This window comes from Microbacterium testaceum (assembly GCF_003075375.1).
GTDB classification, from domain to species: domain Bacteria; phylum Actinomycetota; class Actinomycetes; order Actinomycetales; family Microbacteriaceae; genus Microbacterium; species Microbacterium testaceum_E.
The window spans coordinates 22,772-46,453 of the sequence record NZ_QDFT01000026.1; the positions used below are offsets into that span (position 1 = coordinate 22,772).

Annotated in this window: 25 protein-coding genes and 4 tRNA genes; 25 read left to right on the forward strand and 4 right to left on the reverse strand. The window is 70.0% G+C overall.

Annotated elements, in window-relative coordinates:
- Positions 1-39 precede the first annotated feature (39 nt).
- The 5 genes from DC432_RS10915 (at position 40) to DC432_RS10930 (ending at position 4,026) form a co-directional block, all read left to right on the forward strand.
- Positions 40-1,314 (forward strand): ammonium transporter, encoded by a 1,275-nt coding sequence (locus DC432_RS10915; RefSeq protein WP_116537920.1) that lies wholly within the window; start codon positions 40-42, stop codon positions 1,312-1,314.
- Between the two features lie 150 nt (positions 1,315-1,464).
- Positions 1,465-1,986: a type II toxin-antitoxin system PemK/MazF family toxin gene (locus tag DC432_RS10920; RefSeq protein WP_116537921.1), complete on the forward strand. Its 522-nt coding sequence runs from the start codon at positions 1,465-1,467 to the stop codon at positions 1,984-1,986.
- 102 nt (positions 1,987-2,088) lie between these two features.
- The gene (locus tag DC432_RS16435; RefSeq protein ID WP_165801251.1) at positions 2,089-2,472 is read left to right on the forward strand and encodes a YbaB/EbfC family nucleoid-associated protein; all 384 of its coding nucleotides are present in this window, start codon (positions 2,089-2,091) and stop codon (positions 2,470-2,472) included.
- Positions 2,462-2,785, forward strand: a complete 324-nt coding sequence (locus DC432_RS10925; RefSeq protein ID WP_165801252.1) for a type VII secretion target — start codon at positions 2,462-2,464, stop codon at positions 2,783-2,785. Before DC432_RS16435 ends, DC432_RS10925 begins: the two co-directional genes overlap by 11 nt.
- Positions 2,782-4,026, forward strand: coding sequence for a hypothetical protein (locus DC432_RS10930; RefSeq protein ID WP_116537923.1), 1,245 nt, complete (start codon positions 2,782-2,784; stop codon positions 4,024-4,026). The genes DC432_RS10925 and DC432_RS10930 overlap by 4 nt, the downstream gene beginning before the upstream one ends.
- Before the next feature lie 248 nt (positions 4,027-4,274).
- Here the strand turns inward: DC432_RS10930 and DC432_RS10935 are convergent.
- A tRNA-Val gene (locus DC432_RS10935) sits at positions 4,275-4,347 on the reverse strand.
- Positions 4,348-4,498: 151 nt separating this feature from the next.
- On the opposite strand from DC432_RS10935, the gene DC432_RS10940 reads away from it, so the two are divergent.
- The 7 genes from DC432_RS10940 (at position 4,499) to DC432_RS10975 (ending at position 7,707) form a co-directional block, all read left to right on the forward strand.
- Positions 4,499-4,571 (forward strand) — tRNA-Gly (locus DC432_RS10940).
- 65 nt (positions 4,572-4,636) lie between these two features.
- Positions 4,637-4,707 (forward strand) — tRNA-Cys (locus DC432_RS10945).
- Positions 4,708-4,734: 27 nt separating this feature from the next.
- Positions 4,735-4,806, forward strand: a tRNA-Val gene (locus tag DC432_RS10950).
- 121 nt (positions 4,807-4,927) lie between these two features.
- Positions 4,928-5,980 (forward strand): hypothetical protein, encoded by a 1,053-nt coding sequence (locus DC432_RS10955; RefSeq protein WP_116537924.1) that lies wholly within the window; start codon positions 4,928-4,930, stop codon positions 5,978-5,980.
- Between the two features lie 311 nt (positions 5,981-6,291).
- On the forward strand, positions 6,292-6,705 hold the full coding sequence (locus DC432_RS10960; protein WP_116537925.1) for a PPOX class F420-dependent oxidoreductase: 414 nt from the start codon (positions 6,292-6,294) through the stop codon (positions 6,703-6,705).
- Positions 6,706-6,891: 186 nt separating this feature from the next.
- Positions 6,892-7,275, forward strand: coding sequence for an ATP-dependent DNA ligase (locus DC432_RS10965; RefSeq protein WP_116537926.1), 384 nt, complete (start codon positions 6,892-6,894; stop codon positions 7,273-7,275).
- A gap of 39 nt (positions 7,276-7,314) precedes the next feature.
- Positions 7,315-7,707: a TIGR03618 family F420-dependent PPOX class oxidoreductase gene (locus tag DC432_RS10975; protein WP_116537927.1), complete on the forward strand. Its 393-nt coding sequence runs from the start codon at positions 7,315-7,317 to the stop codon at positions 7,705-7,707.
- Between the two features lie 4 nt (positions 7,708-7,711).
- On the opposite strand, the gene DC432_RS10980 is transcribed toward DC432_RS10975, so the two are convergent.
- Positions 7,712-8,863, reverse strand: a complete 1,152-nt coding sequence (locus DC432_RS10980; RefSeq protein WP_116537928.1) for an SLC13 family permease — start codon at positions 8,861-8,863, stop codon at positions 7,712-7,714.
- Between the two features lie 82 nt (positions 8,864-8,945).
- On the opposite strand from DC432_RS10980, the gene thrS reads away from it, so the two are divergent.
- The 3 genes from thrS to DC432_RS10995 all read left to right on the forward strand — a co-directional run bounded on the left by thrS (position 8,946) and on the right by DC432_RS10995 (position 12,244).
- The gene (gene thrS, locus DC432_RS10985) at positions 8,946-10,931 is read left to right on the forward strand and encodes a threonine--tRNA ligase (RefSeq protein WP_116537929.1); all 1,986 of its coding nucleotides are present in this window, start codon (positions 8,946-8,948) and stop codon (positions 10,929-10,931) included.
- A 77-nt stretch (positions 10,932-11,008) separates the two neighbouring features.
- Positions 11,009-11,515, forward strand: coding sequence for an HIT family protein (locus DC432_RS10990; RefSeq protein ID WP_108317241.1), 507 nt, complete (start codon positions 11,009-11,011; stop codon positions 11,513-11,515).
- Between the two features lie 123 nt (positions 11,516-11,638).
- Positions 11,639-12,244, forward strand: coding sequence for a hypothetical protein (locus tag DC432_RS10995; RefSeq protein WP_116537930.1), 606 nt, complete (start codon positions 11,639-11,641; stop codon positions 12,242-12,244).
- A gap of 10 nt (positions 12,245-12,254) precedes the next feature.
- On the opposite strand, the gene pdxY is transcribed toward DC432_RS10995, so the two are convergent.
- Together pdxY and DC432_RS11005 are read right to left on the reverse strand one after the other, a co-directional pair.
- Positions 12,255-13,106, reverse strand: coding sequence for a pyridoxal kinase PdxY (gene pdxY / locus DC432_RS11000; RefSeq protein ID WP_116537931.1), 852 nt, complete (start codon positions 13,104-13,106; stop codon positions 12,255-12,257).
- Positions 13,103-14,452, reverse strand: a complete 1,350-nt coding sequence (locus tag DC432_RS11005) for an aminotransferase class I/II-fold pyridoxal phosphate-dependent enzyme (protein ID WP_116537932.1) — start codon at positions 14,450-14,452, stop codon at positions 13,103-13,105. Before DC432_RS11005 ends, pdxY begins: the two co-directional genes overlap by 4 nt.
- 98 nt (positions 14,453-14,550) lie before the next feature.
- On the opposite strand from DC432_RS11005, the gene pdxS reads away from it, so the two are divergent.
- The 10 genes from pdxS to DC432_RS11055 all read left to right on the forward strand — a co-directional run.
- Positions 14,551-15,435, forward strand: a complete 885-nt coding sequence (gene pdxS, locus DC432_RS11010) for a pyridoxal 5'-phosphate synthase lyase subunit PdxS (RefSeq protein ID WP_116537938.1) — start codon at positions 14,551-14,553, stop codon at positions 15,433-15,435.
- Positions 15,425-16,045 (forward strand): pyridoxal 5'-phosphate synthase glutaminase subunit PdxT, encoded by a 621-nt coding sequence (gene pdxT / locus DC432_RS11015; protein ID WP_116537933.1) that lies wholly within the window; start codon positions 15,425-15,427, stop codon positions 16,043-16,045. The genes pdxS and pdxT overlap by 11 nt, the downstream gene beginning before the upstream one ends.
- 10 nt (positions 16,046-16,055) lie before the next feature.
- Positions 16,056-16,814: a YebC/PmpR family DNA-binding transcriptional regulator gene (locus DC432_RS11020; protein ID WP_108318166.1), complete on the forward strand. Its 759-nt coding sequence runs from the start codon at positions 16,056-16,058 to the stop codon at positions 16,812-16,814.
- A gap of 49 nt (positions 16,815-16,863) precedes the next feature.
- Positions 16,864-17,466, forward strand: coding sequence for a crossover junction endodeoxyribonuclease RuvC (ruvC, locus tag DC432_RS11025; RefSeq protein WP_108318167.1), 603 nt, complete (start codon positions 16,864-16,866; stop codon positions 17,464-17,466).
- A gap of 9 nt (positions 17,467-17,475) precedes the next feature.
- A complete protein-coding gene (gene ruvA, locus DC432_RS11030) occupies positions 17,476-18,096 on the forward strand; it encodes a Holliday junction branch migration protein RuvA (RefSeq protein WP_116537934.1) in 621 nt (206 codons plus the stop codon).
- A complete protein-coding gene (ruvB, locus tag DC432_RS11035) occupies positions 18,089-19,135 on the forward strand; it encodes a Holliday junction branch migration DNA helicase RuvB (protein ID WP_108318169.1) in 1,047 nt (348 codons plus the stop codon). The genes ruvA and ruvB overlap by 8 nt, the downstream gene beginning before the upstream one ends.
- An 81-nt stretch (positions 19,136-19,216) precedes the next feature.
- Complete coding sequence (locus DC432_RS11040) at positions 19,217-19,669, forward strand: preprotein translocase subunit YajC (protein WP_116537935.1); 453 nt, start codon at positions 19,217-19,219, stop codon at positions 19,667-19,669.
- 44 nt (positions 19,670-19,713) lie between these two features.
- The gene (gene secD / locus DC432_RS11045; RefSeq protein ID WP_116537936.1) at positions 19,714-21,420 is read left to right on the forward strand and encodes a protein translocase subunit SecD; all 1,707 of its coding nucleotides are present in this window, start codon (positions 19,714-19,716) and stop codon (positions 21,418-21,420) included.
- Positions 21,420-22,406, forward strand: coding sequence for a protein translocase subunit SecF (gene secF / locus DC432_RS11050; RefSeq protein WP_108318172.1), 987 nt, complete (start codon positions 21,420-21,422; stop codon positions 22,404-22,406). Before secD ends, secF begins: the two co-directional genes overlap by 1 nt.
- Positions 22,407-22,496: 90 nt before the next feature.
- Positions 22,497-23,682, forward strand: a 1,186-nt coding sequence (locus tag DC432_RS11055) for a RelA/SpoT family protein (RefSeq protein WP_133177924.1), incomplete at its 3' end; no start/stop codon positions are given.

Genomic DNA, 23,682 nt, shown 5'->3' on the forward strand with positions numbered 1-23,682 from the left:
ACGCTTTACCTGCGTCCCTGCAGAGAGGTTTCCTCCGAGATGGATCAAGGCAACACCGCATTCATCCTGATAGCAGCGGCACTCGTGCTGCTCATGACGCCAGGACTCGCGTTCTTCTACGGCGGTCTCGTCAAGGCCAAGAGCGTCATCAGCATGATGATGATGAGCTTCGGCGCGATGGGCCTCATGGGCGTCCTGTGGGTGCTCTACGGGTACGCGATCGCGTTCCCCGCCACCGATGAGGGCACGACGCAGGCCCCGTGGCACATCGACGGCGCCGACTTCGGCCTCGCCAACGTCCTGACCACGCCCGAGGGTGCGGCGTACCCGCCGCTGGCGTTCGTCGCCTTCCAGGCCACCTTCGCGATCATCACCGTCGCCCTGGTCTCGGGTGCCATCGCCGACCGCGCCAAGTTCGGTGCGTGGATGATCTTCGCCGCCATCTGGGCCACCGTCGTGTACTTCCCGGTCGCGAGCTGGGTCTTCAACTTCGGCCTCGCCGATGACGGTTCCTTCGCCTACGGCGGCTGGATCACCCACGGTCTGCAGGACGTCTTCGGCGTCGGAGCGATCGACTTCGCCGGTGGAACCGCGGTTCACATCAACGCCGGTGCCGCCGCCCTCGCCCTGGCGCTGGTGCTCGGCAAGCGCGTCGGCTTCCAGAAGGGCGCCCACGTCCCCCACAACCCGCCGTTCGTCCTGCTCGGCGCCGGTCTGCTGTGGTTCGGCTGGTTCGGCTTCAACGCGGGCTCGGAGCTCGCCGCCGACAACACCGCCGCCCTCGCTTTCGTCAACACGATCGCCGCCCCTGCCGCCGCGCTGCTGTCGTGGCTGATCGTCGAGAAGATCAAGGACGGAAAGCCCACGTCGGTCGGCGCGGCCTCGGGTGCGGTCGCCGGCCTGGTCGCCATCACGCCCGCCTGCGCATCGCTGACGCCGTTCTGGGCCATCGTCCTCGGCCTCCTCGCCGGTGCCGTGTGCGCCCTCGCGATCGAGCTGAAGTTCAAGCTCGGCTTCGACGACTCGCTCGATGTCGTCGGCATCCACCTCGTGGGCGGTCTGCTCGGAACCCTGTACCTCGGCATCTTCGCCAACGGCACGGGCCTCATCTACAGCGGAACGCTCACGCAGCTGCTGGTGCAGGCGATCGCCGCTCTCGCGGTGCTGGTCTACTCCTTCGTGCTCGCCTTCATCATCGGCTTCGCGATTGAGAAGACGATCGGCTTCCGCGTCAAGAACGAGGACGAGATCGCCGGTATCGACACCGTCGTGCACGGTGAAGAGGGCTACGTCCTCTCGGACACCCGGGGCTGAGTCCCCACCCCTCGAGGGGGGCGTCGCCGATCCGTCGGCGGCGCCCCCTTCGCCGTGCGCCGGCGGTCTTGAGGTGCCCGTGCGAACGGCATCCACCGTCGGTTGCGCGAGCCGGCATCCGCCACGCGCGCGTCTGCCTAGGGTGTGGGTATGGGAACCACGTCTCGTCTCGTGTCCGCGCTGCTCGGGCTCTTCCGCTCGGCGCCCGCCCCCGCACGCCCGGCATCGACCCGGGCGCCCGCCGGGCGCCCCACCGCGGCTCCTTCCGGCGCGCAGACGGTCGAGATCGACCCGCCGAGGCGTCTGACCCTCTCGTACGCGCCGCAGCGCGACAACGCCCCCGACGGGGGCGAGATCGTCTGGACCTGGGTGCCCTACGAAGAACGCGACGGACGCGGAAAGGACCGCCCCGTGCTGGTGATCGGACGAGCGGATGCCACCCGCTCCTACGCCGTGCGCCTGACGAGCAAGCCGCACGACGGCGACCGTCAGTATCTCGCCCTCGGCACGGGGGAGTGGGACCCGCAGCGGCGTCCGTCATGGGTCGACGTCGAGCAGCTGTACCTCGTTCCCGACGCCGCGATGCGCCGCGAGGCCGCCGCTCTGGACCGCGCCCGGTTCGACACCGTCGCGTCGGCGCTGCGCGCGCGCTACGGCTGGACGCGCGGCTGAACTCAGCCGCCTCCATGAGAGCGGTGTGAGAGTCCTCTCATCTGCGCGAAGAAGCATCTGCCGACGCTACGTTTCGGCGCGCGGCGACACTAGCGTGATCGCGTGCCCCTGGATCCCGAAGACGCCTTCGCGCAGGTCGAGGCCGACGTGCGTCGCGCCGAGATCCGGGCGGCGCAGATGCCCGCGTTCGAAGCCGCGATCGCGGCGGCACGCGGCACGGGGCGTTCGCGTGCCCGCGACATCGTCGTGCAGGTCGATGCGGGCGGGCGCGTCGTCGACCTGCGGCTGAGCGAGGCCGCACTGGCCCGGGGCGCGAGCCGTCTGGCGGCCGACCTGCTCGCGACGATCCGCGATGCCGAGGCGGACGCGCACCGGGCGACCTTACGGGCGGTGTCGGATCTGCTCGGCGCCGACGACCCCATCGTCGCCCAGTTGCGGGATGCCGCCGCCCCCGTCGCTTCCGAGAGGACCGCCCATGGCCGATGACATCGCCGTCGACGTCGACCTGCTGCGTCAGCACGCGGCTTTCGTCGACTCGCTCGTGGGGGACGTGGAATCGGCGCTCTCGGCGCTGCGCGGCGGCGACCTGCTGCCCGACGCCTTCGGTCTGCTGTGCGCCTTTCTCGTGCCCCCGGGACAGGCGCTCTCGGCCGCGGCGACCGGCCTGCTGGGCGAGGACGCATCGATGCTGATGCGGACCGCGGGCGAGCTGCGGCGCACCGCCGAGCAGTGGGAGCGCTTCGAGGACGACACCGTCAAGGCGCTGCGCGCGCTCGATGCGGCGATGGGTGCGCGATGAGCGCCCAGGTGGCGCCCGGGACGACGTTCTCGGGCTCGCGGGTGATCGACTCCGGCCGGGCCCTGGCCGACGCCGTGCGCGACGGGCGGTGGCTCGAGGGGGGAACCGCTCTGCTCGACACTCTGGGCGATGCCGCGGCTGCGCTGACGGACCCCATCGCCACCCTGACGTCGTGCGGACTGGGCTGGGTCATGGAGCATCTGAAGCCGCTCAGCACGTGGCTCGAGCAGCTGACCGGCAGTGCCGCGAACGTCGCGCAGGTCGCCGCGCAGTGGACCTCGACGGGCGCGTCGATGCGCCGGGCGGGCGACGACCTCTCGCGGCGGCTCACCGACCTCGACGGCATGAGCGGCGGCAGCATCGCGGCCTATGTGCGGTTCGCCACCGACGCCGCGCGGCACCTCGGCGCCTCGGGCGAATGGGCCGAGGCGGCCGCGAGCGGACTGGTCTCGGCATCCACTCTCGTGACCCGCATGCAGGGCGTGGTCAAGACGGCGATCTCCAAGGTCGTCGCGACCGCCATCGAGGCCATGGCGGTGGTCGCCGCGTCGTTCGGTCTGGGAATGGGCTACGCGATCGCGCGTGTCGTCACGAAGGTCAACGAGATGGTCACCAGAGTCGTTCGCCCGCTGCGGGCCGTGCTGGGGTCGGTGACGGCCCTGACGGGGCTCGTGCGGCGTCTGCGGGGCGTGTTCGACGAGATGTCCACCACCACCACCGCGGCGCTGCGCGGGGGAGCGCAGACGGTGCGTCTGGATGCGGGCCCGGTCGTCGACGCCTCGGCGGCGACGCGCTACGCGAGCACGGCCGCACACGACCTGCGCGCCGCCGGACAACGCGCGGACGCCATGACCCGTGCCTTCGCGCCCCTGACGGTCGCGGGCGTCGGGAGCGGTGTCGCCCTCTCGGGCGTGGAGCCCACCGCCGACGGCCCCCTGGACGGCCGCGCCACCCTCGACGTGTCGCGTCCCGGTCCGACATCGCCGCTCGGACACGCTGGCTCGTCGCCCGGCGTCGGTCCCGTGCCCGGCACGCTCGGCGGGGTCACGGGTGGGCTGCTCGGCGGCGCCGTCGGCGGGACGGCGGCCGCCGCCGCACCCCGGGCGACGACAGCAGGGACGGGGATCGGGGGGCTACGGGCACCCGTTGCGGGCACCGGAGCGCCTCCCGCGAGCTCCCGCTCGCGCCTGGGCCAGCGTCGTCGCGACCTGCGCGTGGTGATCCAGGATGCCGACACCTGACCCGCGCGAGGCGTCTGTCAGCATGAGGGTGTGAGCACCGCGCCCATCGCGAGCGTTCACGCCGCGTCCCTGCGGCGGGAGGGCACCGACGGTACTTCTCGCGCGTCGGTTCCGCGTGGCCGACTCCCTGGATCGAGAGCGACGACATCGTCTTCGAACGCTTTCGCGTCGTCTGGCCGCCCGACCTCGCGTATACCGACAGCACCACATGAACCAGAAAGGCCCCCGGCGAACCGGGGGCCTTGCGGTGGGCGATACCAGACTCGAACTGATGACCTCTTCCGTGTGAAGGAAGCGCGCTACCAACTGCGCCAATCGCCCGCATCCCGAACGGGACTCATCGATCGTACCGGATGCCGAGACGTGCTTCGAACCATCCGGTGAGACACGCGCGGGCCGCGCCTCGTTTTGCGCACACGCTCAGATCGGGTAATGTCTTACGAGTGCTCGGGGCAAGCCCCGGGAACGAAATGCGGATGTAGCGCAGTTGGTAGCGCACAACCTTGCCAAGGTTGGGGTCGCGAGTTCGAGTCTCGTCATCCGCTCGAGTGGAGGGATCTCCGTCTGGGAAACCGACGGAGGATCACGACACGTGGGTCGAACCACACACGGTGGCGTGGCCGAGCGGCTAGGCACCGGCCTGCAAAGCCGTTTACACGGGTTCGAATCCCGTCGCCACCTCAACTCACAACAGAACAGCCTGTATAGGCGCGATTGGCGCAGCGGTAGCGCGCTTCCCTGACACGGAAGAGGTCACTGGTTCGATCCCAGTATCGCGCACCGAATGAAACCCCCGGTTCTGCCGGGGGTTTTTTCGTTTCTCCATACCCCGGGGGTGACGACTGCCGCGAAGGGCAGCTGTCATGGGGCTGTCGGCGCACGATCCTGCCAGACTGACGGGATGCCGGGGGAGTACGGGTGGCAGCGGATCCGCGTCGGAAACGCGACGATCTCCGTCGCGGCCGACGAGCCGATCGCCGTCGTGCGCGGCCCGGACGGGCGCGAACGTGTGGCGACGTGGCCCGACCTCGATCTGGGAGCACGGGCGGCGGACGCGACCGTGCTGTCCACCTCGGCGGGAGTGTGGGTCGTGTACCGCCCGCAGGAGGCTCAGGACGAGGCGATCGCACCCGGCCGCAGTGCCGCGGTGCATGTCGGACTCGATGCCTCGGTCGGGTTCGCCGCGCCCCTGGGCGATGCGCAGCTGATCGGCGCGACCGTTCACGGTCTCTGGCTGCGTGATCCGGCGGCATCGAGCGACCCGGATGAAGCCGACGCCTGGCTGCGGGACAATGTGCAGATCCGCTCGGCGCGCGGCGCGTCGCACCGCATGAGCGTGGACCGTCGCATCGCGTGGGTCATCGACGCCGGAGCCTCCGGCGCGCGCGTGGCCGTGCACACGGAGCCGCCTCGCTGGTCGCCAAGGGGGTGGATCTACGCGACCGCCGAGTTCGTCCTGTCACCCGGACCTCTGCCGGCGGAACTCCGCACGCAGGACCGACCCCTTCGCCCCGTCGACGACGCGGAGATCATGACGGCGATGAGCGCGCTCGTCCCGCAACGCGTGCCGCGCGCCGAGGACGACCCCCGTGCGTCGTGGAGGCCGGCGTCCCTGCGCACCGCGGACATCGCGGCCGCGGTCACGGCGGTGACCGACGAGTTCGCTCATCTCGACCGGTACTGGACGGGCCCTTCCGAGGACCCGGCGCCCCTCGTCTCCGGTCTCAGCGAACCCCGTGTCGAGGTGCGGGGGGAGTGGCCCGCCACGCGCGTCGAGGTGAGCTTCCGGCATCCGTACTTTCCGGAGGGACGGATGCGGCGGGTTCTCCGCGTCTTCGACGCCGCGGGACGATTTGCGCCGCCACTGTACGCATCGGTGCACCTGATGGAGGACCTCGCCACGGGCAGACTCCCGACGATCGGGACGGCGGTCGGCGGCGTCCTGGACATCTGACGCGGGTGCACCGGACAGCGCCACGAACCAGGGCCGAGACGAGCGATCCCGCGAGCGGAGAGACGCCGCCTCGATCCGCTCGAGAGGGGGAGTGGCTGTTCCCGCCGCCAGAAAGGGGGGCTGCGGAGTGCCTGGCGGCGGGAACACTTCGACGCTAGGGCATGTCCCCCGAATGGGGGACACGAAATCCGGCATCTTGCGCAAGCATTGCGCTGATCTTGCGGTGGCCCTGAGAAACCCGGCGGCCTGCACCCGCCAGCCGTCGGGCGCAACCACCGACGAAGCAGCTACCCGCGCAGTAGCGTTGCGGCATGGCGGTCCCCGACACCCTTTGGCGCGAGATCGCGGCATCCCCCTTCGTCTCTCTCGGTACGTACCGACGCAACGGCGCCCTGGTCTCTGTGCCGGTGTGGATCGCGCGTGACGGCGATGAACTCGTCGTCACGAGCGAGCGCACCACCGGCAAGGTCAAGCGACTGCGCAACGACTCCCGCGTCGTGCTGCGACCCTGCAGCCGCATGGGCGCCGTCGAGCCCGACGCCATCACCGTCGAGGCGCACGGCCGCATCGCCGGACCGGCGACCGAGGATGCCCGCGCCGATTCCGCCCTGCGCCGTAAGTACCGGTGGCAGTACACGGCCATCCTCGGGTTCGAGAGACTGGTGCGACGCGTGCAGCGCAAGCCCGGCGACCGCGTGATGCTCCGCATCTCCCGACGCGACTGAGCCACCCCTGCGGATGGGCCCGATTGCGACAGCGCCTATCCGCGAACCGCGGTGAGGGCAAGGGGGTTTGCGGTCCTCGTCCTTCCGCGGGACTCTGCAGGTACGACGGCCGCCACCCCCGGGCCTGCCGCGTTCGACTTCTCGCCTGGAGATGCGCACGACACGGGGGCCGGTTCAGGAGACGCCATGGGCAAGTTCATCTACGACAGCAACATCAAGGTCGACTTCGAAGACCGCCTGCTCGCCCACCTGCAGGCGGTGATCATGGCCAAGGTGCGCCGGGGGGAGAGCTTCCCCTTCACGTGGAAAGACGACATCAGCACCGGTGGAGGCCGCACGACCGTCTACATCCACCCGAACGTGTCGCTGGTGTTCAAGTACCACGGCAGCCGCAGCCCGCAGCTGAGCCCCGCGTGGCTGCACGCCCTCACATACAACGCGAACTCGGGACGCGGGCTCTACGTCATCCCCGAGCCCGACGAATCCGCCCCGCGCGAGAGCGCGCCGCGCGAGGAGATGACTTTCCGCGAGGTGCCGAACGATCAGGTCGGCGCGCCCGCGCACTCCTGAACGGGGAATGCCCACCACGCGTCGATCGTTGCCCGCAGCATGACCGACTGGGACGACGCGAAGCCCTTCTTCGAGACGGATGCCGTGGCGCACCTGTCCACCCTGATGCACGACGGGTCGCCGCATTCGATCCCGCTGTGGGTCGGCGTCGACGGTGACCGGCTCATGGTCTTCACGGTGACGGACACCCTGAAGGACCGCAACATCCGCCGCGACCCCCGCGTCGCGATCTCGGTGACCGGCGCCGACAACCCCTACGCATCGGCCTTCGTCCGCGGTGTCGCCGTCGAGCGCATCGACGGCGAGACTGCGCTGCCGTACGTCGACCGCATCTCGACGCAGTACACCGGAGAGCCCTACGACCTGCGCGAGGGTCTCGCGGTGTGGTTCATCGAACCGCGCAAGGCGTGGTCGCGCACCTACGAGGACTGAGCGCTCACCACACCAGCGGGAGCACGCCGAGCAAGAGGATCAGCGGGGCGATCACCGCACCCAGAACGACGAAACGGCTCCACCGCACCTCGATGCCCGCGGCGACGAGCCGGTCGTGCCACAGCAGGGTCGCCAGCGACGCCCACGGCGTCACGATGGGACCGGCGTTGACCCCGATGAGCAGGGCGGCCAGGCGCACGGGGGAGCCCGCGACCGACTCGAGGGCCAGGTAGGCCGGCAGATTGTTGATGCCGTTGGCCGCCAGTGCCCCCACGCCCGCCAGCTGCCACAGCGACACCAGGTCGTCACCGGTTCCCGCCAGCACCGAGGTGACCCCGCCGATCCCGAGCGCCTCGAGTGCACCGACCGCCAAGAACAGCCCGCCCGCGAAGACCAGCAGGGACCAGGGCACCAGACGGATGCCGAGCGCCCCGGGCGCACGCACGGCGAACGCCGCGATGAGCACGACGGCGGCGGCGACGGCCGGCATCCACGGTTCCAGTCCGACGACCAGCAGCGGCAGCAGCGCGAGCGTGACGATGCCCGAGAAGCGCAGCAGGACCCGGTCCGACACGGTGGGGGCGGCGGCGTCCGGGTAGGTGCGGGGGAGGCGGCGCAGGAAGACCACCGTCAGCACGACCACCGACACCGCGATCGCGATGAGGGCCGACGGCCCCAGGAGCGCGAGGAACGCGATCGGGTCGTGTCCCCCGCCCAGGGCTTCGGAGGCGAGCAGGTTGGTGAGGTTCGACACGGGCAGAACCAGCGAGGCCGTGTTGGCCAGCACCACTGTGACGAACGCGAACGGCAGCGGGTCGAGCCTGCGCGCCACCGCCATGGCAACCACCACCGGCGTCAACAGCACCGCTGTGGTGTCGAGTGAGAGGAACGCCGTCGCCACGGTCGCCAGCCCCACCACCAGCACCCACAGCAGCGCGGTACGACCACGCGCGAGCTTCGCCAGCCGCGCGGCGACGACGTCGAACAGTCCCGCCTTCGAGGCGAGTTCGGCGACGATCGTCACCGCCACGACGAACAGCAGGATGGGCCACACCCGGTCGGCGACGGCGAGGGCGTCGTCGGCGGGGAGGGCGCCGGTGAGCAGCGCCACGATCCCGAGGATCCAGAGCACGCCGCCGATGATGGCCAGAGTCACCGCTCCACTATGGGGCACGCGCGATGCGATCGCGGCCACGCCCGCCCGGTAGCCTGGAGCAGACCCCTTCAGGAGATGTTCTGTGACTGATTTCCCCGCCGATGGCTTCGCCCTCTTCCCCGACCGTTCGGTCGTCGCCCTGCGCGTCAACGGGGAGCTGAAAGACCTGGCCACGACCGTGACGGCCGACGACCGGGTCGAGCCGGTCACGATCGACAGCGCCGACGGCCTGTCGATCCTGCGCCACTCCACGGCGCACGTGCTGGCTCAGGCGGTCCAGCGTGTCAAGCCCCAGGCCAACCTGGGCATCGGTCCGCCCGTCACCGACGGCTTCTACTACGACTTCCAGGTCGACGAGCCCTTCACCCCCGACGACCTCAAGGTCATCAAGAAGGAGATGGAGCGCATCGTCCGCGAGAACCAGCGGTTCGTGCGGCGCGTCGTCACCGATGACGAGGCGCGCGCCGAGCTCTCCGACGAACCGTTCAAGCTCGAGCTGATCGGGCTCAAGGGCGGGTCCGCCGAAGCCGCCGAGGGCGCCTCGGTCGAGGTCGGCGCCGGTGAGTTGACGATCTACGACAACGTCACCCGTGACGGCGAGACCGCGTGGAAGGACCTCTGCCGCGGACCCCACGTGCCCGGTACGCGTCTGATCGGGAACGGGTGGGACCTCACCCGCATCGCCGGCGCCTACTGGCGCGGCAGTGAGAAGAACCCGCAGCTGCAGCGCATCTACGGAACCGCGTGGCCCACGAAGGACGAGCTGCGCGCGTACCAGCACCGCCTCGAAGAGGCCGCGAAGCGCGACCACCGCAAGCTCGGCAAGGAGCTCGACCTGTTCTCGTTCCCCGACGAGATCGGCCCGGGACTGAGCGTCTTCCACCCCAAGGGCGGCATCATCCGCTACGAGATCGAGCGCTACATGCGCGAGCGTCTGCTCGCCAGCGGGTACGAGGTCGTCAACACCCCGCACATCACCAAGGGCGACCTGTTCATGACCAGCGGTCACCTGCAGTGGTACGCCGACGGGATGTACCCCCCGATGGTCCTGGACGAGGTGGTGGATGCCGACGGCCACGTCTCGCGCGAGGGCCAGGAGTACTACCTCAAGCCCATGAACTGCCCGTTCCACAACCTGATCTTCCGCTCGCGGGGTCGCAGCTACCGCGAGCTGCCGCTGCGGCTGAGCGAGTTCGGGTCGGTCTACCGCTACGAGAAGAGCGGCACCCTGGCCGGTCTGACGCGCGTGCGCGGCATGACCCAGGACGACACCCACATCTACGTCACGGCCGACCAGGTCAAGGGCGAGCTCACCCACAGCCTCGACTTCGTGCTGCAGACCCTTCGCGACTACGGCCTGAACGACTTCTATCTCGAGCTGTCGACGAAAGAAGAGGGCAACCCCAAGTTCATCGGCGACGACGCGCTGTGGACCGAGGCGACCGACACGCTGCGCGAGGTCGCCGAGGCCTCGGGCCTCGAGCTCGTGCCCGACCCGGGTGGCGCGGCGTTCTACGGCCCCAAGATCTCGGTGCAGGCTCGGGATGCCATCGGCCGCACGTGGCAGATGTCGACCATCCAGCTCGACTTCAACCAGCCCGAGCGCTTCGAGCTCGAGTACACCGGGCCCGACGGCGAGAAGCACCGCCCCGTCATGATCCACCGGGCGCTGTTCGGTTCGGTCGAGCGCTTCTTCGCGATCCTGCTCGAGCACTACGCCGGTGCGTTCCCCGTGTGGCTCGCCCCGGTGCAGGTCGTGGCCGTGCCGGTGGCCGCGGAGTACGGAGACTACCTGCAGGGCATCGTCGCCGACCTCAAGATGCGGGGCGTCCGCGCCGAGGCCGACCACAGCGACGACCGCATGCAGAAGAAGATCCGCACGCACACCACGCAGAAGGTGCCGCTGATGCTGATCGCCGGAGAGCAGGACCGGTCGAACGGCACCGTGTCGTTCCGCTTCCGCGACGGAACGCAGCTCAACGGCATCCCGGTCGAAGAGGCCGTGGCCCGCATCACGGGGGCCATCGCTCAGCGCACCCTGGTCAACACCGCCGAGGACCTGGCGTGACCGACGCTCCGGACGCCGTCCCGGCCGACGCCGAGGCGTCGGCCGCGGACGGCCCCGAGCTCGTGGACGCCGCGAGCATGGCCGGGGTTCCCGACGAGTTCCAGCGCCTGTGGACGCCGCACCGCATGGCCTACATCTCGGCCGGCCGCGAGCCGATGGAGAAGAACTGCCCGTTCTGCGCGGCTCCCGACAAGAGCGATGAAGACGGACTGATCGTCGCGCGGGGGAGGACGGCGTACGTCCTGCTCAACCTCTTCCCGTACAACTCGGGTCACCTGCTGGTCTGCCCCTACCGTCATATCGCCACGTACGACCAGGCCACCGATGAGGAGGTCGCCGAGATCGGCGCACTGACGCAGCGCGGCATGCGCGTGCTGCGCGCCGTGTCGAACTGCGACGGCTTCAACCTGGGCATGAACCAGGGTGCGATCGCCGGAGCCGGGGTCGATGCCCACCTGCACCAGCACATCGTGCCCCGCTGGGCCTCGGACGCGAACTTCTTCCCCATCATCGCCAAGACGAAGGCCCTGCCGCAGCTGCTCGGCGACGTCCGGCGCGCCGTGGCCGACGCCTGGGACGCCTGAGCGGAGCGTCGCCCTCCCGCCGCCGCACGGACGTCGACCAGCACGCGTGTCGCGTGCGACGGTGCTCCCCCCGTCATCCACAACCCCCATCGGCACGGTCGTCGGGATGACTACCGTGGGCGCATGCACGCCGCCACTCGCCCCGCCCTGCTGTCGCTCACGCTGGCCGCGATCCTCGTCGGCACGACGGGGTGTCTGGCGCTACCCAGCCCTCTCGAACCGGATGCCGCGGGGTCGGCGTCCCGACCCACGCCCGCCGCCGCGGACACGGCGAGTCCGAGCAACGATGCGACGGTCGATCCCGATTCCTTCGAGGACGTCTTCGCCGAGCGCGACGAGTTCTTCCGCGAGCAGCAGCTGCCCATGGACGGCACCCCGTTGGTGGCGGTGACCCCGGCGCAGCAGCAGTTCATCGCCGAGCAGCGCGCCTACGTGGAGCAGCAGGGCCTGTCGTGGTCCGCCCAGGACGAGAGCCTGGCCCTCGCTCTGGCCGGCGACGCGTGCGAGACGGCGATCCTGAGCCGTCACGAAGTGGACGCGTCCACCCTCATCGCCCACGTCTCGACGTCGCCGTTGTTCGCCCAGCTGATCTCCGCGGACGCGCAGGGCGAAGCACGCACCCAGGCCGAAGCGCCGATCGCGAGCGTGATGGTGTTCGGCGCGACCTTCCTCTGCCCCGAGGACGGCGACGCGTGGGTGGCCGCCTATCAGGACGTGTACGGCGGCTGACCGGGGTGGGTCAGCGCACCTGACGCACGGTGAACTGCAGCCGCGGGTGCGCGTACGCCTCTTGCGACTCGATGAGTCGCAGTTCGCGCGAGCCCGCGTCGTACGTGTTCGAGAGCAGGTCGAAAACGCTCGACGCGGTGCGAGCCAGTGCGTCGGCGGCGTCGTTCGTGCGGCGATAGTGCGCGGTGAACAGGGCAGCGGTGACGTCGCCCGAGCCGTTGGCCTTCATCGGGATGAGCGGCGTCTGGACGATCCAGGCACCCGCGTCGTCGACGACCATCATCTCAATCGTGTCGGCTTCGCGATCGGGCCGCTCGACGCTCGTGACGAGCACCGTGCGCGGACCGCGGGCGCGCACCATGTCGGCCGAGGCGAGGGTCGATTCGATGCTTCCGGGCTCGGTCCCGGTCAGGAAGCCGAGCTCGAACTGGTTCGGCGTGATGATGTCGGCGACGGGCACGACGCGCTCGCGCAGCAGCTCGGGGATCGCCGGAGCGACGAAGCAGCCCGACTTCGCGTTGCCCATGACGGGATCGCAGGCGTAGACGGCATCCGGATTCGCCTTCTTCACCCGCGCCACCGCGTCGATGATGACGTCGCCGATCCCCTCGCCGCCCTGGTAGCCCGAGAGCACCACGTCGATCTCGGGGAAGACGCCGCGGTCCTCGATACCGGCGATCACCTCGGCGACGTCCGCGGGCGAGATCAGCGGACCACGCCAGGCCCCGTACCCGGTGTGGTTCGAGAAGGTGACCGTGTACACCGGCAGGACCTCGACGCCGATGCGCTGGAGGGGGAACACCGCGGCCGAGTTGCCGACGTGCCCGTAGGCGACGGCGGACTGGATCGAGAGAACCTTCATACCTCGATCCTTCCACCTCGGGCGCCCGGTCGCCGCGCGCCCGAGACACCCGCGACAGCGGCGATGTCGTCGGCGAGAGTCCTCGCGGCTTCTTCGTCGAGGTCGTGCACGGTCAGGCGCAGGAACGAACCGCGCTCGCCCTCGCCCAGGAAGAACGGATCCCCCTCGCGGACCAGCCAGCCGCGGTGCATGAGGTCCTCGCGCACGCCCGCCGCCGGAACGGGCAGCGGCACCCAGAGGTTGAGGCCGTCGCCCGGCCGCACGGCGAGGCCGCGCGCGGTCAGAGCCTCGGCGAACGCCGCATTGCGGCGCGCGTAGTGCTCTGCGGCCTCTTCGATCCCGGCCCGCACCTCGTCGTCGGTGACGAGCGCGAGCGTCAACCGCTGCAGGATGTGGCTCACCCAGGTGGTGCCGGGGGTCAGGCGCACGCCCAGACCGTCGGCGGTGTCGGGATCGGATGCCGTGACGGCCAGGCACGTGTCGGGGCCGAGGAACTTCGACATCGACCGGATCCGCGCCCAGCGTCGCTGCGAAGGACCGATGACCGAGTGCAGCGGCGCACGCGAGAGGAGCGAGAAGTGATCGTCCTCGATCACCAGGACGTACGGATGCGCGGCCAGCACCGCGCGCAACTGCGCGGCGCGTTCGGCGCTCAGGCTCGCTCCGGTCGGGTTGTGGGCGCGCGGGGTGCACACGACCGCGCGCACACCCGCAGCCAGCGCCGCGCGCAAGCCGTCCACCGTCATGCCCTCGGCATCCACCGGCACGGGGACGGCGCGATACCCGCCGGTACGGACCGTGTGCAGCGCCGAGAGGAAGCAGGGGTCTTCGAGGGCGACCGCGTCGTCGCGCTGCAGAGCTTGAGCGAGCAGACGCTCGATCGCGTCGCTCGCCCCGCTCGTGACCGTGATGCGCACGTCGTCCTGGGGGAGCTCCTCGGTCATCCACCCCCGGGCCCACGCCTCGAGACCCGGGTCGATCACGGGTTCTCCGTAAAGCACAGGGCGGGCGGAGCGTGCGAGGGCCGCGGTGGGGTCGGGGATGCGCGCGGGATCGGGGTTTCCGGTCCCGACGTCGCGCAGCACCGTGTCGGGCGCGTAGCCCTCTTGGGCGACGGCCGCGCGGTCGGCGACGCGCGTGCCTCCGCGCCCGCGCGCCTCGACCAGGCCGGCCTGCGCGAGCTGCCGGTAGGCCGCCACCACGGTGTTGCGGTTGACGCCGAGGTCGGTCGCGAGCGTGCGGACCGGTGGCAGCAGGGTGCCCGGCGCGAGCTCGCCGCGTTCGATGCGCGTGCGCAGATCGGCGGAGATCTCGGATGCCGAGCGCCCGGTGATGTCGATGGTCATACGCCCCCAGAGTACGACCAGCCTATGTCCTGAGCCATGCTACGGTTTGGCCTAAGCCAATAATCGCGCCTCCCGAGCGCGCACGGATCGGAGTGGACATGACCGACATCGGAACCCCCCGCGTCAAGCGCGGACTCGCCGAGATGCTCAAGGGCGGCGTCATCATGGACGTCGTCACCGCCGAGCAGGCACGCATCGCCGAGGACGCCGGCGCCGTCGCCGTCATGGCGCTCGAGCGCGTGCCGGCCGACATCCGGGCGCAGGGCGGCGTGGCGCGCATGAGCGACCCCGACCTCATCGACGACATCATCGCCTCGGTCTCGATCCCGGTCATGGCCAAGGCGCGCATCGGACACTTCGTCGAGGCGCAGATCCTGCAGGAGCTCGGCGTCGACTACATCGACGAGTCCGAGGTTCTCTCGCCCGCCGACTACGTCAACCACATCGACAAGTACGACTTCACCGTGCCGTTCGTGTGCGGCGCGACCAATCTGGGCGAGGCGCTGCGCCGCATCACCGAGGGCGCGGCGATGATCCGCTCCAAGGGAGAGGCCGGCACCGGTGACGTGTCCGAGGCCACCAAGCACATCCGCACCATCACCGGCGAGATTAACGCCCTGCGCGCCAAGACCAAGGACGAGCTGTACGTCGCCGCGAAGGAGCTGCAGGCACCGTACGACCTGGTCGTCGAGATCGCCGAGACCGGAAAGCTCCCGGTCGTGCTGTTCACCGCCGGGGGAGTTGCCACGCCCGCCGACGCCGCCATGATGATGCAGCTCGGCGCCGACGGCGTCTTCGTCGGCTCGGGCATCTTCAAGTCGGGCAACCCGGCCCAGCGCGCGGCCGCCATCGTCAAGGCCACCACGTTCCACGACGACCCCAAGGTCGTCGCCGAGGCCTCGCGCGGTCTCGGCGAGGCGATGGTCGGCATCAACGTGGCCGATCTGCCCGCCCCGCACCGCCTCTCCGAGCGTGGCTGGTAACGCTCTTCGCGTCGGGGTTCTCGCGCTGCAGGGCGACGTGCGCGAGCACCTCGCCGTGCTGCGCGCCCTCGGGGCGGACGCGCATCCCGTGCGTCGCCTCGAGGAACTCTCCGCCGTGGAGGGCCTCGTCCTCCCCGGCGGGGAGTCGAGCGTGATCGACAAGCTCGCCCGCGCCTTCGGCCTCTTCGATCCGATCCGCGCCGCCATCGCGGACGGGATGCCGATGTACGGCACCTGCGCCGGCCTGATCCTGCTCGCCGACCGCATCGACGGGGCGATCACCGGTCAGCGCACCTTCGGCGGCATCGACGCCCGTGTCGCACGCAACGCCTTCGGCAGCCAGACCGCGTCGTTCGAGACCGACCTCGACGTGCCCGCCCTCGGCGAGCCGCCGGTGCACGCCGCGTTCATCCGGGCCCCCGCGGTCGTCGAGTGGGGTCCGGATGCCGTGCCCCTGGCATCCCTCTCGGATGGACGCGTCGTGGCGATCGAGCAGGGCGCGCTGCTGGGTACCGCGTTCCACCCCGAATCGACGGGCGAGACGCGGTTCCACGACAGATTCCTCTCGCGCGTCCACAGCCGACGCGGCATCTCCGCCCCCGCGCTCTAGACTGGAAGCTATGTCCGGACACTCCAAATGGGCCACGACCAAGCACAAGAAGGCGGTCATCGACTCCCGTCGCGCCAAGTCGTGGGCCAAGCTCATCAAGAACATCGAGGTCGCGGCGAAGCTCGGTGGAGCCGACCTCCAGGGCAACCCGACGCTCTTCGACGCCGTTCTGAAGGCCAAGAAGACCTCGGTCCCCAAAGACAACATCGACCGTGCGATCAAGCGCGGCGCCGGCATCGGCGGCGAGGCCGTCGAGTACTCGTCGATCATGTACGAGGGCTACGGTCCCAACGGCGTCGCCTTCCTCATCGAGTGTCTGACCGACAACAAGAACCGCGCCGCGGCCGAGGTGCGCACCGCCCTCAGCCGTAACGGCGGCACCCTCGCCGATCCCGGCAGCGTCGCCTACAACTTCAGCCGCAAGGGCGTCATCGTCGTCCCCTCCGAGGGCACCACCGAAGACGACGTCATGCTCGCCGTGCTCGAGGCCGGCGCCGAAGAGGTCGAGCCGCACGGCGAGGGCTTCGGCGTCATCACCGAGGCGAGCGATCTGGTATCGGTGCGCTCCGCGCTGCAGGATGCCGGCATCGAGTACGACTCCGCCGACGTCGAGTTCGTCCCGTCCCTCAAGGTCGAGGTCGACGCCGACACCGCGCGCAAGGTCTTCCGCCTGATCGACGCCCTCGAAGACAGCGACGACGTGCAGAACGTCTACACGAACTTCGACATGACCCCCGAGGTCCAGGCCGAGCTCGAGAACGACGAGTAAGGGCGCGCCCTCTCTCGTGCACACGGCCCCTGCGCTTAGCGTGGGGGCCGTGTCCCGTTCTCTGCGCGTCCTCGGCATCGACCCCGGCCTCACCCGCTGCGGGATCGGCGTCGTCGACGTCGCACCCGACCGCACCGCGACGCTCGTCCACGTGGGCGTCGCGCGCTCGGCTCCCACCGACCCGATCGAGAAGCGCCTCGCGGCCATCGCCGCCGGCATCCGTTCCGTGCTCTCGACCCATGACCCGCAGGTCGTCGCCGTCGAGCGCGTCTTCGCGCAGAACAACCGTCACTCCGTGATGGGAACGGCGCAAGCGAGCGGTATCGCCCTGCTGCTGGCCGCGGAGCACGGCATCCCGGCCGCGACCCACACCCCCAGCGAGGTCAAGGCCGCGATCACGGGGTACGGCTCGGCCGACAAGCTGCAGGTGCAGACGATGGTCGCGCGCGTCCTGCGACTCGCCGAACTGCCTCAACCCGCGGATGCCGCGGACGCCCTCGCGATAGCGCTGTGCCACGCGTGGCGCGGGGGAGCGGCATCCCCCTCGTCCGAGACGGCGCTCACCCCCGCTCAGCGCGCCTGGCGCGACGCCGAGAAGCGCCGCGGCCCCCTGCCCCGTGTCGCTCGAACACATGTACGAAGCGGCGCGTAGGCTGGTCGCATGATCTCTTCGTTGCACGGTGCGGTGGCGCACGTCGCCGACGATTCATTGGTCGTCGTCGTCGGGGGAGTCGGATTCTCGGTCGCCGTGACGGCGCAGACGGCGCGCGTGCTGCACGTGGGCGACGACGTCCACCTGCACACGAACCTCATCGTCCGCGAGGACGCCCTGTCGCTGTTCGGGTTCGACACCCGCGAGGAGCTCACCGTCTTCACTCAGCTGATCAGCGTGACGGGGGTCGGACCCAAGTCCGCCCTCGGCGTGCTGTCGTCGCTGACCGTCCCGCAGATCGCGCAGGCGGTGGCGGACGACGACGACGCCCCCTTCCGCCGGGTGTCGGGCATCGGCCCCAAGACCGCCAAGCTGATCGTGGTCCAGCTCGCGGGAAAGCTCGCCGTCGTGCCCGCCGCCGCCCCCGCCGCCCTCCCGACGCAGGGAGAGGTGCCGATGCAGGTCACGCAGGCGCTCATCGGCCTGGGCTGGAACGAGCGCACCGCGGCCGAGGCCGTGGCATCCGTCACCGAGAACGCCTCCGAGGCCGACCGCGCCTCGGTGCAGTCGCTGCTCCGACTCACGCTCGCGCTGCTCGGCCCCGCCCGCAAGGAGACCGTGGGTGGCTGACGTCCGCGACGCCGGCACCCCCGACGACGAGACCGAGCTCGCGATCGAGGGGGCCCTGCGGCCCGCCTCGCTCGACGAGTTCGTCGGCCAGCACAAGGTGCGCGGTCAGCTGCAGCTGCTGCTCGATGCCGCGCGCATCCAGCAGCGCTCGCCCGACCACATCCTGCTGTCGGGCCCACCCGGACTCGGCAAGACCACGCTCGCGATGATCGTCGCCCACGAGAGCGGTCGGCCCCTGCGACTGTCGAGCGGTCCGGCGATCCAGCACGCCGGCGATCTCGCCGCCCTGCTGTCGTCATTGACGCCCGGCGAGGTCCTCTTCATCGACGAGATCCACCGCATGGCCCGGTCCGCCGAAGAGATGCTGTACCTCGCGATGGAGGACTTCCGCATCGACATCATGGTGGGCAAGGGCGCGGGGGCGACGAGCATCCCCCTCGACCTGGCCCCCTTCACCCTCGTGGGGGCGACCACGCGCGCGGGGCTCCTCCCCAACCCCCTGCGCGACAGATTCGGCTTCACGGCGCACCTCGAGTACTACGAACCCGAGGAGCTCGAGCAGGTGGTCCAGCGCTCGGCGTCGATGCTCGACGTCGGCCTGCCCGGCACCGCGCGGTCCGAGATCGCCCGGCGCTCGCGCGGAACGCCCCGCATCGCCAACCGCCTGCTGCGTCGCGTGCGCGACTACCTGGTCGTGAACGGACCCTCCGCCGGTTCCGACGACGGGCACGCGGACGTCCGGGTCGTCGGCGCCGCCCTCGACCTCTACGACGTCGACGCGATCGGACTGGACCGCCTCGACCGCGCCGTCCTGGACGCTCTCGTCCGCCGGTTCCGCGGGGGACCGGTCGGGCTGAGCACGCTCGCGGTGTCCGTGGGCGAAGAGCCCGAGACGATCGAATCCGTCGTCGAGCCGTACCTCGTGCGCATCGGCTTCATGGGTCGAACGCCCCGCGGCCGCGTGGCCACGCCCGAGGCCTACGACCACCTGGGCGCCCCCCACCCCGACGGGCTGCTCCGGTTCGGTCAGGGGTCATGACCTATACTCGGCGAGGGATTCCCCGACCCCCGCTAGGCAGTGCCGCACGGCGCGCCTGATTTCGAAAGGTGCACCGCCTCGATGGATATCGCCCGGTTCTTCTCCGACTACGGTCTCATCATCCTGCTCATCGGCCTGCTGGTCTTCATGTTCTACAGCTCGCGCCGTCGCATGCAGAAGCAGAAGGCCGAGCTCGAGAAGAAGGCCCGTGAGACCGTGCCCGGCGCCGAGGTGCTGCTGCAGGGCGGCCTCTACGGCACCATCGTCGACTACGACGGTGAGGACCTCGACAAGCCCGCCCTGGTCGAGATCGCCCCGGGCGTCGTCATCAAGGTGCACAGCCAGGCCGTCCTGCGCATCGTCGACCCCGTCGAGGGCGCCGTGACCGAGGACGAGTACATCGAGGCCGAAGAGGCCGAGGCAGAGTACGTCGCGGGCGTCGCCGACGGCGACATCACCTCGATCAGCGACGACAAGCGCTCCTCCCGCGCCACCGACGCCGACCGCGACGACAAGGACCGCCCCGCGGTCTGACCGACCCGACTTTCCCGTTCACCGCCGCATAGAAAGCCGACTCCGTGGCGCCCTCAACACCCGTCCGTCACGCCTGGCGCGTCTTGACCGGATTGCTCGCCATCACCGGCGTGCTCTTCGGCATCAACGCGCTGGGCGTGTACGTCTACAACGCCAGTTCCTGGAGCCCCGAGCTCGCGCTCGACCTCCAGGGCGGCACGCAGATCATCCTGCAGGCCCAGACCACCGACGGCGCTGCGCCCGACGCCGAGCAGCTTCAGCAGGCCGTCACGATCATCCGCCAGCGCGTCGACGCCTCGGGCGTCGGCGAGGCCGACGTGGCCACCGAGGGCGGACGCAACATCGTCGTGCAGATCCCCGGTCAGGCCGACGACGCCACGCGCGAGCGCATCCAGAGCTCGGCGCAGCTCCAGCTGCGACCGGTGCTGTTCGCCGGTTCGCCCGCCACGACGTTCGTGGGGGAGGACGGGCAGTCGACGCCGTACCCCATGCCCGATCCGAGCCTGCCGGCCACGCCGACGGCATCGCCGACCAACGCCAGCGACCCGGCGTACATCACCCCCGCGCTCCAGGCCCAGTTCCTGGCATACGACTGCGCCAACCCGCCGAGCAACCCCGCCCAGGCGCCCACGGACCAGCCGCTCATCACCTGCGGACTGAACGACGGACAGAAGTACATCCTGGGCCCCGTCGAGCTCGACGGCACCGACATCACCGACGCGACCAACGGCCAGGAGCAGAACACCGGCCGCTGGGCGGTCAACCTGGCGTTCAACGACCAGGGCACCCAGACCTTCGGCGAGATCAGCCAGCGCCTGTACGGCGCCCAGGCTCCGCTCAACCAGTTCGCCTTCGTCCTCGACGGCAGCGTTCTCTCGGCGCCGTCGATGAACGGCATCATCCTCGACGGCCGCCCCAGCATCACCGGGTCGTTCACGCAGGAGTCCTCGAAGGCCCTCGCCGACCAGCTCAAGTACGGTGCCCTGCCCCTGAGCTTCCAGGTCGTCAGCAGCGACACCGTCTCGGCGACGCTGGGCTCCCAGCAGCTGCAGGTCGGCTTCATCGCCGGTCTGATCGGTCTGGGCCTCGTCGCGATCTACTCGCTCATCGTCTACCGCGCGCTGGGGACGGTGATCATCGCCTCCCTCGCCGTGATGGCGGTACTGACCTACCTGGCGCTGTGCATCCTGGCCTGGCGCGCCGGCTTCCGCCTGTCGCTCGCCGGCGTCGCGGGTCTGATCGTGACCATCGGCTTCACCGCCGACTCGTTCATCGTCTACTTCGAACGCATCCGCGACGAGCTGCGCGACGGCAAGTCGATCACGGCCGCGGTCGAAGACGGCTGGTCGCGCGCGAAGCGGACGATCTACATCTCGAAGTCGATCAACGTCCTCGCCGCGGTGGTGCTGTACATCCTCGCGGATGCCACGGTGAAGGGCTTCGCGTTCACGCTCGGCCTCACGACGGCGATCGACGTCCTGATCTTCATCCTGTTCACCCACCCGGTGATGCAGCTGCTCGCCCGCACGCGCTTCTTCGGCTCGGGCCACCCGCTCTCGGGCATGGACCCCAACGCCCTCGGCGCGGTCTACCGCGGCCGGGCGCAGTTCCGGACCCCCGTGGCGGATGCCGGTCGCGCCAAGCGCTCGCGCGGCGAGGCCGCCCGTCGCCAGACGATCGCCGAACGCAAGCAGGCGGAGCTGGCCGCCGCCCGCGGCGATAGCCGCTCCACGAAGGGGGGAGACGACTGATGCGCTCCATGTCGCAGCTCGGCAACGACCTGTACTCGGGCAAGACGTCCTTCCCGTTCGTCCAGCGTCGTCGCCTGTGGTTCATCATCGCCGCGGTCCTCGTGATCGGCGCCGCGCTGGTGCCGCTGTTCCGCCCCGTGCAGTTCTCCATCGAGTTCACCGGCGGTTCGCAGTTCACGGTGTCCAACCCGGCATCCTTCGATCAGGGTCTGGCGACCCAGGCCGTCACGTCGGTCGTACCGGGTGCGACCACGCGTGTGACCACGATCAGCGATCAGGCCATCCGCGTGCAGACCGACCAGCTCGGTCCCGACGAGACGCAGGCGGTCTCTGCCGCCCTGTCCACCACGTACGAGGTGCCGCGTTCCGAGGTCACCGACTCGTTCATCGGCCCGACCTGGGGTGCGGACGTCACCCGGCAGTCGCTGTGGGGTCTGTCGATCTTCCTCGCGCTGACGTTCCTGATCCTCGCGCTGTACTTCCGCACGTGGAAGATGTCGGTCGCCGCGATCATCGGTCTCGTCGACGTCCTCGTGATCACGATCGGCGTGTACGCCGTGTTCGGTTTCGAGATCTCTCCGGCAGCCGTCATCGGCTTCCTCACGATCCTCTCGTACGCGCTCTACGACACCACCGTCGTCTTCGACAAGGTGCGCGAGAACACCCGTGAGGACGGCGAGATCTCGGGGCGCACGTTCGCCGAGTCGGTCAACCTGGCCGCCAACCAGACGCTGATCCGCTCGATCAACACGACGGTCGTCGCCATCCTGCCGGTCGGTGCGATCCTCTTCATCGGCGTCCCCCTGGGGGCGCGCACGCTGAGCGACATCTCGCTGTCGATCTTCGTCGGCACGATCGTCGCGGCCTACTCGACGCTGTTCGTCGCCGTGCCGATGTACGCGCTGCTGCGCGAGAAGGAGAAGCCGATCGCCCAGCGCGACGGTCGCGTCCGCGCCGCGCGCGAGAAGGCCGGCGTCCCGGCCTGACGCCGCAACCCGCTCCCGCCCCCGCGCGGCCCGCTCACCGGGCCGCGCGGGGCATAGACTTGTCCGACTGGCCGTGAGGAAGGTGTGGCGATGACCGAGACCGCGTCCTCCGCGCCACCGCCGTCCTCTCTGCGGCGCCTGGTTCCGCGCATCTTCTCGCGCGCCGCCCGCCGCGATGACGTCGACAAGCTGCTGCGCACGGTGCGCACGCACCACCCCAAGGGCGATCTCGCGATCATCGAGCGCGCCTACGCCGTCGCCGACAAGGCGCACGACGGCCAGAAGCGCCAGAGCGGCGAGCCGTACATCACGCATCCGCTCGCCGTCGCGCAGATCCTCGCCGAGCTGGGCCTCGGCCCCAAAGCCATCGCGGCCGCCCTGCTGCACGACACCGTCGAGGACACGGGCTACCCGCTCGACGAGCTCGCCGCCGACTTCGGGGACGAAGTCGCCATGCTCGTCGACGGCGTCACCAAGCTCGACAAGGTCAAGTACGGTGACAGCGCGCAGGCCGAAACCGTCCGCAAGATGATCGTGGCGATGTCGAAAGACATCCGTGTGCTGCTCATCAAGCTCGCCGACCGCCTGCACAACGCCCGCACCTGGGGGTTCGTCCCGCCGCACAAGGCCGCGAAGAAGGCGACCGAGACCCTCGAGATCTACGCGCCCCTCGCGCACCGCCTCGGCATCCAGGCCATCAAGAGCGAGCTCGAGGACCTCTCGTTCGCCGTGATGCACCCCAAGCTCTACGCCGAGATCGACAGCCTGGTCAAGCAGCGCACGCCCCAGCGCGAGCAGTACGTCCAGAACGTCATCGACGCGGTCGACGCCGACCTGCGCGAACTCCGCGTGCGCGGTCGCGTCATGGGGCGCCCCAAGCAGCTGTACTCCGTGTACCAGAAGATGGTCGTGCGCGGTCGCGAGTTCGACGACATCTACGACCTGATCGGCATCCGCATCCTGGTCGGCACGGTCCGCGACTGCTACGCGGTGCTCGGCGCCATCCACGCGCGGTGGACGCCCCTGCCCGGCCGGTTCAAGGACTACATCGCCACCCCCAAGTTCAACCTCTACCAGTCGCTGCACACGACGGTGATCGGGCCCGGCGGTCGCACCGTCGAGATCCAGATCCGCACCAACGAGATGCACCAGCAGGCCGAGTTCGGCGTCGCCGCGCACTGGAAGTACAAGGAGCGCATGGCGGGCGGGAAGGCGGATGCCAAGGCCGTCGACGCCGACATGGCCTGGATCGCCCACATCTCGGACTGGCAGGCGG